General features: G+C 37.1%; 12 protein-coding genes. All 12 read left to right on the top strand.

The features are described 5' to 3' along the window. The first annotated feature begins 3 nt into the window (after positions 1–3). The 12 genes from metK to C0Z22_RS13815 all read left to right on the top strand — a co-directional run bounded on the left by metK (position 4) and on the right by C0Z22_RS13815 (position 13,305). Positions 4–1,170, top strand: coding sequence for a methionine adenosyltransferase (gene metK, locus C0Z22_RS13760; protein ID WP_103218945.1), 1,167 nt, complete (start codon positions 4–6; stop codon positions 1,168–1,170). A 58-nt stretch (positions 1,171–1,228) separates the two neighbouring features. After that, a complete protein-coding gene (locus tag C0Z22_RS13765; protein WP_103218946.1) occupies positions 1,229–1,459 on the top strand; it encodes a hypothetical protein in 231 nt (76 codons plus the stop codon). Positions 1,460–1,611: 152 nt separating this feature from the next. Beyond that, a complete protein-coding gene (locus tag C0Z22_RS13770; RefSeq protein WP_103218947.1) occupies positions 1,612–3,153 on the top strand; it encodes a sigma-54 dependent transcriptional regulator in 1,542 nt (513 codons plus the stop codon). Positions 3,154–3,390: 237 nt separating this feature from the next. Then, on the top strand, positions 3,391–6,066 hold the full coding sequence (locus tag C0Z22_RS13775) for a hypothetical protein (protein ID WP_103218948.1): 2,676 nt from the start codon (positions 3,391–3,393) through the stop codon (positions 6,064–6,066). Positions 6,067–6,108: 42 nt separating this feature from the next. Beyond that, positions 6,109–7,041 carry a sigma-54 dependent transcriptional regulator gene (locus C0Z22_RS13780; protein ID WP_103218949.1) on the top strand — a complete coding sequence of 311 codons (933 nt, stop codon included), beginning with the start codon at positions 6,109–6,111 and terminating at the stop codon, positions 7,039–7,041. A 9-nt stretch (positions 7,042–7,050) separates the two neighbouring features. Then, the gene (flgB, locus tag C0Z22_RS13785; RefSeq protein ID WP_021266076.1) at positions 7,051–7,458 is read left to right on the top strand and encodes a flagellar basal body rod protein FlgB; all 408 of its coding nucleotides are present in this window, start codon (positions 7,051–7,053) and stop codon (positions 7,456–7,458) included. Between the two features lie 14 nt (positions 7,459–7,472). Further along, positions 7,473–7,916 carry a flagellar basal body rod protein FlgC gene (gene flgC / locus C0Z22_RS13790; protein ID WP_021265925.1) on the top strand — a complete coding sequence of 148 codons (444 nt, stop codon included), beginning with the start codon at positions 7,473–7,475 and terminating at the stop codon, positions 7,914–7,916. Positions 7,917–7,942: 26 nt separating this feature from the next. After that, entirely contained in the window at positions 7,943–8,305 is a 363-nt protein-coding gene (gene fliE, locus C0Z22_RS13795) for a flagellar hook-basal body complex protein FliE (protein WP_199177570.1), read from the top strand. Between the two features lie 68 nt (positions 8,306–8,373). After that, entirely contained in the window at positions 8,374–10,035 is a 1,662-nt protein-coding gene (gene fliF, locus C0Z22_RS13800; RefSeq protein ID WP_103218950.1) for a flagellar basal-body MS-ring/collar protein FliF, read from the top strand. 45 nt (positions 10,036–10,080) lie between these two features. After that, on the top strand, positions 10,081–11,112 hold the full coding sequence (fliG, locus tag C0Z22_RS13805; RefSeq protein WP_021266524.1) for a flagellar motor switch protein FliG: 1,032 nt from the start codon (positions 10,081–10,083) through the stop codon (positions 11,110–11,112). Between the two features lie 20 nt (positions 11,113–11,132). Continuing rightward, positions 11,133–11,948: a FliH/SctL family protein gene (locus tag C0Z22_RS13810; protein ID WP_103218951.1), complete on the top strand. Its 816-nt coding sequence runs from the start codon at positions 11,133–11,135 to the stop codon at positions 11,946–11,948. Then, the gene (locus C0Z22_RS13815) at positions 11,935–13,305 is read left to right on the top strand and encodes a FliI/YscN family ATPase (RefSeq protein ID WP_103218952.1); all 1,371 of its coding nucleotides are present in this window, start codon (positions 11,935–11,937) and stop codon (positions 13,303–13,305) included. The genes C0Z22_RS13810 and C0Z22_RS13815 overlap by 14 nt, the downstream gene beginning before the upstream one ends.

Here is a 13,305-nt window from a genome sequence, read left to right on the forward strand (position 1 = left end):
GCAGTGCTAAAAGATTTTACATTCACTTCTGAATCAGTAACAGAAGGGCACCCTGATAAAATTGCGGATCAAATCAGTGATGCGGTACTTGATGCGATGTTAGAACAAGATCCAAAATCTCGTGTTGCTTGTGAGACTATGATTACAACTGGTTTAGTTGTTCTTGCAGGTGAGATTACTTCGAAAGCTAATATCGATTTTCAAGAAACAGTAAGAAATAAAATTAGAGAGATTGGATACGATCACTCTGACAAAGGTTTTGATGCTAACACTTGTGGAGTTATGGTTGCTCTTGATAAGCAATCACCAGATATCGCTCAAGGTGTAAACGTTGGTGAAGGTACTTATACAGAATTAGGTGCTGGTGACCAAGGTCTAATGTTTGGTTACGCTTGTAATGAAACAGACAGTTTTATGCCAATGACAATTGATCTTTCTCACAGACTTGCTGAAAGACTTTCAGAAGTTAGAAAGAATGGAACTCTAGGTGAGCTTAGAGCTGATGGTAAGACACAAGTATCTGCTCAGTACGTAGATGGTAAACTTTCACGTATTGATGCAATCGTTGTTTCTACTCAACACTCAGACAACATGACTCTTGCTCAAGTTCAAGAAGCAGTAAGAGAAGAAGTTGTTAATAAAGTTGTTCCAGCTTCACTTGTTGATAACAACACAAAATACTTCATTAACCCAACTGGTAAATTTGTTATCGGTGGCCCAATGGGTGACTGTGGTCTTACTGGTAGAAAGATTATCGTTGATACTTACGGTGGTCACGGTGCTCACGGTGGTGGTGCATTCTCTGGTAAAGATCCAACTAAAGTTGACCGTTCAGCTGCTTATGCTACAAGACAAATTGCTAAGCACATCGTTGCTGCAGGTCTAGCTGAAAAAGCTCTAGTACAAGTTGCATACGCAATTGGTGTTGCTGAGCCAATGTCACTACTTGTTGATACTTTTGGTACAGAGAAAGTTGATGTTGCAAAGATTAACAATGCTGTTAACCAAATCTTTGATATGAAGCCAGCTTCAATCATTGAAAGACTAGATCTTCTAAGACCAATCTATTCTCCAACTGCTGCTTATGGGCACTTTGGTAGAACTAAAGATGGATTCTTTCCTTGGGAAGAGCTGTCTTACGTAGAGAAGTTAAAAGCTTTATGCCTTTAATATAAAAAAGAGCTCCCAATAGGGAGCTTTTTTTTTGTTTTCAGTTTAAAATACCTTTATGAATGAATTCCTCATGTTCACATTGCGCTACACGCCATTTTGGTCAATTCCAATTATTATAATCGGTGGCCGTTTTGCGTATTACTACTGGCTTAGAGGCTATACTCTGCCACCATTATTTTTTGCACTTTGCTCTTGTATCTCAAGTTTCTTTCTCTTTATTTGGATAATGGCCGGTGGCCCAGACAAAGTTGTTCATTATTTCTTAGATATTGTAAGAAACTTTTAGAGACTAAACTTTTTGTTTAATACTGTAATATTAGCTATTTATGCTAGTTTCGGAAGTTTTATCTTGGTGTTAAAAAATTGACACGTCCACGAATTATTCGATACCATTTTAGTGGGACAATTTTAACCTCACACGATGAGAGGCAATGACACATGAAGAATGATTTTAGTTTTCTAACTGATACATTTTCTAATGATGAATCAGATAATGAAGTAAAAATCGATCAAGGAAGAAAACCAGTCATTATTGTCGTGGAAGATGATCAAACTCTTTCCGCAATGATAACGAAGTATCTAAGTAAGAAGATTAACCTAGAAGTTATTAGTTTCTCTTCTCCTGCACCTGCAATCGAGCATATTACAAAGAATCAAGTTGATCGCTTTTGTTTAATTACTGACATTAGTTTTGAAGATAATTCTTCAGATGGGCTTTACTTAATCGACCTCTTAAAAGAGCGTGGGCTAACTTTTAGCTCGATAGCGATGACTGGGTTTGCATCAATTGAAACTGCCATTGCGGCAACGAAGAAAGGTGTTTTTCACTATCTAACAAAACCGTTTGAGTTAGAAGCGCTTAAGGATCTAGTTGTTAGAGCTCTTGTTCACAAGCTAGAGTATCGCGAAAGTCTTGAGATTAATGCTAATTCATCAGTATCAAGCGATAAACGCTCATTTAGTAGTAGATACAAGCTAGAGATGCCTACAGAAGATGATATGTTTTGTGGGATGATTGGACGCTCAAAACCAATGAGAAAGATTTTTGAAAGAATTAAGAAGGTTGCTGCTTCTAATTCGACAATCTTAATTGGTGGACCTTCTGGTACAGGGAAGGAGTTGGTAGCGAAGGCCATTCACTTATCATCAAATCGTAATCACAATAAAATTGTAAATGTAAACTGTGGTGCCATTCCTGGAGAACTCTTAGAAAGTGAGCTATTCGGTCATGAGAAAGGAGCCTTTACTGGAGCAGTATCAAGTCGCATGGGACGCTTTGAAGCTGCTAATGGTGGGTCAATTTTCTTAGATGAAATTGGTGATATGCCACTACTACTTCAAGTAAAACTTCTTAGAGTTCTACAGCAAAGAGAAATCGAGCGAGTTGGTTCTTCAACGACGACTCCTGTTGATGTTCGTATCATTACGGCAACACACAGAAACCTTGAAGATTCTGTACAGCAAGGTAATTTTAGAGAAGATCTCTATTATCGTTTAAACGTAATTCCTATAAAAATCCCTGCTCTTAAAGATCGCAGGGAAGATATTCCACTTTTAATATCATATTTCTTATCTCGTTTTGTAAGTGCAGACGGAAGAAACGATATTGAATTAGATGATGAGACTTTTGAAATTCTTATGTCTTATGAATGGCCTGGTAACGTTCGTGAACTTGAGAATTTAATTGAAAGACTTGTTATCTTAAGAGGTGGGAATAAGATTAGACCGCAAGATTTACCGCCTAAAATCTTAGCTCTTACAAATCGTTCGATGATTGATACAGATGACCTTGTTAGTCTTCCAGAAAACGGTATCAATTTAAAAGATTTTATGAATGAAGTAGAGGAGTCGCTAATTAAGCAAGCTCTTATTAAAACAAATGGTAATAAGAACCAAGCTTCAAAGCTGCTCCAGATGAATCGTACGACACTTATCGAAAAAATGAAGAAGAGAAATTTAGACGTTAATATGCAACAATAAATTTCTACTTAACAAAGCCATTATGACACCAATACTTAAGCCGACTTTCACAGTCGGCTTTTTAAATGCCTAATATTCTGTAATGTAAAATCTTTGACATGGAAAAATCGTCCTATGAGAAAAATTTTCCTTTGAAATATTTCAAAATATTGTAAAATGAATTCACGGCATGCTTTAGGACGAAGAAATTGCCAAATAATTGACGTTATTAAATTTGAAACAGGAAGTTTCTACCAAATGAAGATAGATTTTAATTCAAAAAATTTATTATCTTTTATCGTACTTGTATTTTGTACGGCCTTCCTAAATATCGCATCAGCAACAATTGTTACTCCAGAAGCTCATAATGACTTTCTACGCGTTAAGTTTTTTATTGATAAGAAACTAGTTAATGTAACGAAATCAAGCACAGAGGTATCATTTTCGACTTTAGATGGTGATGTTTACTCTAAGGTAAAAGATGGGCTGAAGAACTTCTCTTCTTCTAAGTATATCAAGACAATCTCATACACTGAGCCAACGTCTGGAAATAATGTTTTCACGATTACATTAATGTTAAAGAAGGATGTAGAGGTTTTCTCATTCTATAAAAATCGTGATCGTGCTTACTTTGTCGACTTCTGGAAAGACGGTGCCGTAAGCAATAAGCAAGCCGCAATTAAAGATGTTTCAACACTTGTGAAAAAGAATGAAGCTTCGGCCCAAGAATCAACTCCAAAATTTGTAAAAAAAGCTTCCGCTGCAAAGCCAGCTCCGAAGAAAGTTAGAAAAAATGTTGTTAAAAAGGCTCCATCTAAAAAAACGAATCCATATCGTGACTTTAGATATGGAGCCTCTTTTATCTGGGATTATCAAGCACTTGCACCAGAGCTAAAGACACAAATTTTAACGAATAGAAAAACTGCAGAATACTTCTTTCCAATTAAGAACTTTGATTACAATAAGAACGAACAAGAAGCTCATATGCAACTGACACTTAATCTTTATAGAAAAGGTAAGTGGGGACTTATGTATAAGTCGATTAAGCTTTATGAGAAGAAATTTCCAAAGTCATATAATCCATACAATGACTACATGAAAGCAAATGCTCTTTTAAGAGAAACACTAGAAAAAGGTGATATTAAGCCAGTTGATACTGCTGTTTCAATGTACACAAATATTCTTGAAAGAACTGATGTTTATGACTTAAGAAAAGGTATTTATAAATACTTAGTACAGTTTTACCGTGAAAAGAAAGACTTCGTTAAGGCCCTTAAGTATGCAAAGAGATTCTTTAGTGATGCAAAAGAAAATTTTGATTATGAAGAATTAGAGTATATGGGAGAGTATATTCTTTCTTCTCTTGCAAACCTTAATCAAGTTGAGAAAGTAGAAAATTTAATTCAAGATAAGACATTAGTTAAGATCATTTCTAAGCAAAAGCTTAAAGCGTACGAGATGTACACTTATCTGAGACAAAATGATGAAGAAAAAGTGATTGATGCTTACGAGAACTTTGCAAAAACTACTAAGGGTGAATACCTACCGTCAATCTACTATAACGCAGCTGAAGCTTACTTTAGAACTTCTCAATATGAAAAAGCATTTAGAATTTACGATACTTTCATCGCTAAATATTCATATGTGAGTGAAGCGGCTCAAGCAAGACTTCGTATGGCCCTTATTGCTGATCTACAGGATCGGCCAAAGAATGAAGTACTAGAGCTTTATAAGAATGCAATTAATAGAGCTCAAAACCAAGAAGTGAGCCTTGAGGCCCGTATTCGTTATGTAGGTCTTCGTACAATTAGAAAGTTTAAGCCTGATTCAAAAGATATTGAAACAAGAGTTTTCCTTGATAAGGGTACTGATAAGAAACTTAATAAAGAACTCGAAATGCTACTTTGGCAAACTCGTTTAAGAACGTTCATTGTTGATGGACAGTATGAAGAGGCCCTGACTTTCTTAACAGCTCTACCTATTGCAGGAATGAAAATTAGTGAAAAGAAGGTTTTTGAAGCTGATGGTGCAGAAATTGTGTACGGGATCATTAAGTCTAACTTTGATGAAGGAAAATTTGCTCGTGCTATCCGCGCTTGGGAAATCTACAAAGATACTTATTTTGCTAAGATCGGTGCAGACCCTGAAATACAATTTATTATCGCGAAATCGTATATAAATCTTACACTGTGGGACGGATTTCAAAAAATGTATGAGAAAATGATAGCGAGCAAAAAGGAAACTGCTCATACTTTCCCTCTATGGGTTTCTCGCAAGGAAGTTAAGAAATTGGACTTGTATAAAAACGAGCTACAAATTCTAAGAAATCTAAAGCTAAAAAATTACTCTTCAGTAGATCGTATTATCGCGAGTACAGAAAAAGACTACCCAGGATTCGAAAAGATCACATTCTATAAAGCTCTAGCTCACTATAAGAGAGGAGAGTTTTCAAAAGCTGAAAAAGAGTATGAGAAATTCTACGCAAGTGGAACAAATGCAAATTCAATTGATGCTAAAGACCTTGTTGACTCAATCCAGTTTTACCTTGAATCAATCTATGAGAGTAAGAAGTTCGATAAATACCTGAAGGTATCAACTGCACTTCTAAAAGATGCTAGCTCATTCCAGATCGCTGATACAGTTGTTGAGGGATTAAGAGAAAGAGTAAATTACCAAAGAATTGAAATCCTATTTAAGAATACAGATAAGATTGCTGCAGATGAGGCAAGAACATTCTTAAATGAGTATAAAACTTCTCTTTATAAAAACCGTGTGAAGTTCTTATTAGGAAAGGAAAGCCTAAGAATGAATGATTTCACAACTGGGGAAAAGTTATTAAATGAAATACTTTCAGATAGTGAAGCTAAAGATTATCTGAAAGAGTTGGCCAGGACAGAGCTGACATTAATTAACTTGAAAAAACGTACACTATAAAATTTTAGCCCACGGATCGGGCAATGACAGACAGGAGGTCAGATGAATACGTTTACAGCAGAAATTTTCGGACAAGATCCTAAAATTGTTAAAGCACTCAAAGTTGCAAACAATGTTGCTGTTACAAAAGCACCAGTACTTATCGTTGGTGAAGCAGGTGTTGGTAAGAAGACACTAGCTGGTTTTATCCATGAAAATTCAACAAGACAGGGAAAGCCATTTGTAACTGTAGACTGCGCAGCAGAAGCAAACCAAGTTGAGAATGAGATCTTAGGTTATAGAGACCCCGAAACAGGACGTTTCATTAAAGGTGCATTCGAAAACGCTAACGGTGGAACTGTTGTTCTAGTTAATGTTGATGGTCTAGAAGATACTTTTCAAAAGAAGCTTCACAAGATTCTTGGTGAATTAACTGATTATGAAATTGATGTAAGAATGGTTGCTACAACAACTAAGAACTTATCTAAGCTTGTTGGTGCAGGTCGTTTTTACCGTGGACTATATACTTTCATTTCATCTAACTCAATCACTCTAACTCCACTTAGAGAGAGAGTAGGTGACCTAGAGTACATCGCAAAAAATATTATCAAAACTACTCTTGGTGGTGCAGAAGTTAGCGTTCAAGACGATGCTATGAATAAGATTCTTTCTCACTACTGGACTCACAATGTAAAAGAACTTAAGGCAGTAATTGAAAATGCTCTTGCAAACTTTGAAGGAGATGAAGTTTCAGCTGAACACCTTGAGATCGGTGAGAAGAAAGCAGTAAATGTTATCTCTGAAGATGATTCAGAAGGAATCAGACTAATGTCTCTTAAAGAAGCTGAAAAGCTACTTATCAAGAAGGCACTTATCCATACTTCTGAAAACAGAACTCAAGCTGCAAAGATTCTTGGTGTTTCAATTAGAACACTAAGAAACAAAATCAATGAGTACCGTGGTGACGGAAACTCATACTTTGTTAACTTAAGATAAGGTTTCATCATGAGGGTTGAGGATAAGACATTAAAAGCACTAGCTGCATCTTTGAATTTAAGGCAGATCCGACATGAGGTCTTAACTTCGAATATCGCTAATGCAGATACACCTGGCTATAAAGCAAAGCGAGTTGACTTTGAAGAAGCACTTGCAAGAGCTTTAGACGTTGATGGGAATCTTGAAATGTTGACCTCTGAAGAGAAACACTTTGACGTTGGCAATGGTGGTTTTGAAAATCTTCAACCTGAAATTTATGATGATCCAAATGGAATCGTCTCTGAAGACGGGAATACTGTCGACAGAGACGCTGAAATGGCCAAAATGGCAGAAAATAAAATTTTGTATGATGCATCGGTAAAGTTACTGAATAAGAAACTTGGGATGCTGAAATATACAATTAACTCTGAAAAATAGAGTAGGGGGAGATAATGGATTTACTAACGAGTTTAAAAATTAGTTCATCAGGTGTTGCTGCAAATAAGAAGCGCATGGCCGCGATTTCTTCAAATATTGCTAATGCACAGACTACAAGAACGGCCGAAGGTGGTCCATATCGTAAGAAAGAAGTTGCTTTTGGAAGCGAGCCAGCTCGTGAAAGCTTTTCTGATATTTTAGAAGGTGAGATGGGCGAAGTAGCACAATCTGTTCATGCAACAGAAGTTGTTTCGAGCGATAAGCCACCAATCTTAAAATATGAACCAAATCACCCTGATGCAAATGAGCAAGGGTATGTTGCCTATCCAAATATTAATGTAATGGAAGAGATGGCAGACATGATTTCAGCTTCAAGAAGTTATGAAGCGAATATTAACGTAATGAATACGACTAAGAGTATGGCGATGAAAGCGCTTGAAATTGGAAGTGGAAACTAAGAAGTATAAAGGAAAGGGGTTAAACCATGGCGATCAATAATATTACTACAATGAATGACGTCTTTAACTCACATAAAATGCGCGAGTGGACTAGTCCAACTGGTGGCGCGGAAGAATTCAAATTAGAGGGCTTCGATGAGCTATCTAAGGTTACTCCATCTGAGAAGAGTCAGTCTTTTTCTGAACTTTTAGCAAATCAGATCATGGATGTTAACAATTTACAAAAAGAAGCTAACACAGCTATTGAAAAATTAGTAAGTGGTGAAAGTAAGAATATCCACGAAACAATGCTAGCTGTTGAAAGAGCTGAAATTGCTTTTAAGACAATGAACCAAGTTCGTAACAAAGTAATTGATGCTTATAAAGAAGTAATGAGAATGCAAGTCTAGTTAATAACTAGTTGTTAATGATCTCTTAGTTTAGGATGAATTAAGAGTTTCAGGTGTCAGGAGGATACGTGAAAGATTTTTTCGATAAAATGCTTAGAAACTTCAAAGAGTTCTACGGAGAACTTGATGCAGGAAAGAAGATTTCTCTCTTTGCTGTTACTGGGGTTATTCTAGTCTTCCTACTAGGTGTTGTCCTTTGGGCCACTCATACTAACTATAAAGTTCTTTACTCTGATCTTAATAAAGAAGATATGACTAAAGTTGAAGTCTTCTTAAGTCAGAACAATGTTGAGAAGAAGACATCTGCAGATGGTAAAACAATTAGTATCCCTGAAGATATGATTGAAACTGTCCGTCTTAAAATGATGACTTCTGGTTTTTCATTTTCTGGAACAGTAGGGTATGAAGTATTTGATAATCAATCTTTTGGTACAACTTCATTTGTTCAAAAAGTAAATAAGCAAAGAGCACTTGAAGGTGAGCTGATTAAGACGATTAAGCACCTAAGAGGTGTTAAAAGAGCACGTGTTCACTTAAATATTCCTGAATCTTCTCCGTTTGTATCTGAGAAGAAACCACCAACGGCCTCAGTTGTTCTTGAGCTAAACCGTGGTGTTACTCTAACAGAACAAGAGATTAAAGGTATTTCTTCACTTGTTGCTTCATCTGTAGAAGGAATGAGAGGAGAAGGTGTTGTCATCTTAGATCACAGAGGAAAGAAGCTTTCTGAAAATATCGGTGATGCTATGACTGCTAATACTGCAAATCGTCTTGCTCTTGAGTCTAAATTAAATAGAAAGTATGAAAAACAAATTGAAGATATTTTAACTAGAGTAGTAGGTGCAGGAAAGGTAATTGCTAAAGTTTCTGTTGATATGGACTTTACTGAAAGTGTATCGACTCAAACAACTTACGATTCTGAAAATAAGGCAGTTCTCTCTGAAGTAACAAATACTCAAAACCTTCAAGGCTCACGTCCTTCTCCACAAGGTATTCCTGGAGCACGTTCAAATCTACCTGGAGAGCAGCCTCAACCAGGTGTTCCTGAGACAAGAAATGACGTTAAAAAAGAACTAGCAACTCGTAACTATAATGTTCCAAAGAAAGTTACTCGTTCAAAATCACCAACTGCATCTGTTAGAAAAATCTCTGCTGCAGTAATGGTTGACGGTAAACGTGTAACACAATCGCTAGATGGTAAGACGGTAACTAAGTATGAGCCATGGTCGGAAGCTGATATTGCAAATTTTCAAGCGATCGTTGCTTCAACTCTAGGTATTGATAACCGTCGTGGTGATGTTATCACAATTAAGAATATGGAGTTTCAACAAGAAGATCTTGAGGCCATTGATGCTCTTATGCGTGAGCGTGAAAATAGAGAGTTAATCAAGAATATCTTCAAGTATCTTGCAATTGGTTTAACGATCTCACTATTCTTCTTTGTAGTTGTTCGTCCGTTTATCCAGTGGGTAACAGACAACGCAGTAGAAACTGTTGAAGATTTCTTACCAAGAACTCTAGAAGAACTAGAAAAGGTTCAAGCAAATCAAAAACTACCTGGACTTGAGGATGCTCTTCCACAGATTGAAGAAAAGCTTAATCCAGAGAAAATTGAAGGGAATATGCTACGTGAGAAGATTATTTCACTGGTTGAAGGAAACCCTGCAAAAGCGGCACAGATTGTGCATGATATGATTCATAGTACGGAATCTGATAAGCAGATTGCGTAATGAGAATAGTAAATAATAGAGCCCTTTAAGGAAGAGGAGAGAAAAGTGGCCGATCAATCATTAGACCCAGATGTAGAATACTCGCTACTATCAGGACAGGACAAAGCAGCACTTCTGCTTAGTTCTCTTGGTGTGAGTACGACGCAACTTATATTCGCACATATGCGCGATAACGACGTAAAACGTCTTATCAATGCGATGTCTAATGTTAAGAAGGCGCCAATTTGGATGATCAAGCGTGTTTTAGAGGAGTTCTACTCTGAACTAAACGAAGAAAATGATCTACTTTTCTCTGATAACTCATCTCGTGACTTTATTGTTAATGCTCTTGGTGAAGATCGTGCTAAGCAACTTCTTGGTCAAATCATTGATGTTGGTGCCAATCAGACACTAGAATCACTGGAGCTAGTTGATACTAGAACACTTGCTAACTTCCTAATTAATGAGCACCCACAAACAATTGCGCTTATTATTGCTCACTTATCAGCAGAGCGTAAGGTTGATGTCCTAAGACGTCTTCCTGAGGGACTTCAGGCCGAAGTTGTATTAAGGGTAGCAAACCTTGACTTCGTTTCTCCTGAACTTATTGCACAACTTGATGATGTTCTTAAGACTGAACTTTCTACACTTGGAACAATTGATACAAATCAACTTGGTGGTGTTGAACCTATCGCAGATATGCTTAACCTTATGGATAAGAATTCTGAGAAGAATATTATGGGACGAGTTGAGGAAAAAGACCCAGAACTTGCAGAAGAAATTCGTAAGCTTATGTTTGTTTTCGAAGACCTTGTCTATGTTGATGATCGTGGTATTCAAGCACTTCTTAAAGAAGTTGATCAGCAAAAACTTGTTATTGCTCTTAAAACGGCACCTGAAGAAATTAAAGCGAAGCTGTTTAGAAATATGTCTAACCGTGCAGCAACTCTTCTACAGGAAGATTTGGATGCTCTTGGGCCGACAAAACTTTCTGATGTTGAAAAAGCTCAAGCAGAGATCGTTCACAAATGTAAAGAACTTGAACAACAAGGTAAGGCGTTTATCTCACGTGGTGGAGATGGCGATGCCCTTGTATAAGATAAGGTTAGTAGCTTAGTATGACTCGTGAAGTAAAAGAATATGAATTTCACTCTTTCTCTCAAAAACCTCTGAACTCTAGTGTTGAGGATTTTGAGTTTCAAGATTTCGAAGGAATGTCGATTCGTGAAATCGAAGAGAAGCAAAAGATTATTCGCGTTGAAAGACAAATGGCCAAAGATACTGGTTTTGACTTAAATCCAATTGTTCACGAGCATAGAGGTGTGCGAGCACAGGAAGAAGATGATTTTGCTAGGGCCGTACAAGAAGAAGTGGCCCGTCAAGTTGAAGCTGTTAAAGAGGACGCTTATCGTGAAGGGTTAGAGCTTGGACGAGAGCAAGGACGTGAAGAAGTTAAGGTTGAACTTGCTGGAGCAGCGGAAGAGAAGATTCTTCTTTTAAACGATATGGTTTCAGAAGTTCTTAGTACTCAAGTAGGACTTCTTTCTGCACAGAAAATGCAAACATATACACTACTTAGAACAATCGCAAAGTGGATTGTTTTAAAAGAGCTTAAAGATGATGGGGAATATATTATTCGTCTTCTCGAAAAGCTTATTGTCGAAGCACAAACAAAAGAAAACCTTCTTATTAGAGTCAATGAAAAGCATTTCGAACAAATGCCAGAGGTTTTAGAAGTTGTTCAAGCAAAACTTGGAGAGCTTACTAACACTCGTGTCGAAATTGACTTTGATATCGAGGCACCTGGTATTGTCGTTGAATCTCAAAACGGTATTGTCAATGGTAGCTTAAAGACTCAACTTGATAGTCTAGATAAGTTATTTGAAGCAGTAGGCTTAGCAAGTTCAGAGGACGACTCGGATGAATCACAATAATTTTTCAACATTAGACCTTGAAGCAATTCATAAGGCATATGAATACGCAACTCCTTACCAAAAAGTAGGGAAGGTTTGTGCATCAAAGGGTATGCTTTATGAAGTAAACCTATCACGTGCCGTTATTGGTTCAAACGTCGAGTTTGTTACTGAATTTGGTGATCGTTGTCTTGGAGAGGTCGTTTCAATCGATGGCCCAAAATGTTTAACAATGCCTTATTCTGAAATCGCAGGGATTAACTCAGAAACAAAAGTATACTTAAAAGAGCTTGTTACAAAGGTTAACGTTGGAGAGCAATATCTAGGTCGTGTTATCGACTTCCAAGGAAACCCAATCGATGGAAAGGGCCCGATTAAAAGATCTAATGAAGTGAGATCTATTTTTGGTGAGTCTATTAATCCATTAGAGCGTCCACCAATTTGTGAAATGCTAGATACTGGTGTTAATGCAATTAATGCTTTTATGACAGCTGGAAAAGGACAACGTTTAGCTATTATGGCCGGTTCTGGTGTTGGTAAGTCAGTAACACTTGGTATGGTTGCGCAAAAGTCATCAGCTGATGTTAATATTATCGCTCTAATTGGAGAGCGTGGCCGTGAGGTTCGTGAATTTATCGAACATGACTTAGGTGAAGAAGGTTTAAAGAAATCAATCGTTGTAGTTGCAACTTCTGATACTTCTGCACTTATTCGTATGAAGGCCGCTTATGTTGCTACAACATTTGCAGAATATTTTAGAGATCAAAATCAAGATGTTCTCTTAATGATGGATTCGATTACACGTTTTGCTATGGCCTCACGTGAAATTTCTTTAAGTGCTGGAGATCCTCCAGGTCAAAAGGGTTACACTCCAACTGTATTTGCACAGCTTCCAAAATTAATGGAGCGCGCGGGAACAAAAGCTGAGGCTGGTACCATTACTGGGATCTATACTGTTCTTGTAGAAGGGGGAGATATGGATGAACCGATTGCAGATGCCGTAAGGGGGATCAGTGATGGACACATTATTTTATCTCGTGCTCTTGCATCAAAAAATCAATTCCCTGCAATTGATGTTTTACAGTCATTATCAAGGGTAATGAATAAAGTTGTTTCTAGCGAACATAGAGTAGTCGCAGGACATATGCGAGATCTTATGTCAGCTTATCGAGATAACGAAGATCTAATTAACGTTGGAGCTTATTCAAAAGGTTCAAACCCTAAGGTTGATAAGGCGATGATTATCATTGATCAACTAAATGATCTACTAAAACAAATGCAAGGTGAGGACCATTATCAATCAATTGATGAACTATATGATTCGATGGTTGGACTCGCAAAGTATGCAGAAGAGGCTTATAACTCATATGAGGAGTAA

Origin of the sequence: Halobacteriovorax sp. DA5 (assembly GCF_002903145.1) — a bacterium.
Classification (GTDB): domain Bacteria; phylum Bdellovibrionota; class Bacteriovoracia; order Bacteriovoracales; family Bacteriovoracaceae; genus Halobacteriovorax_A.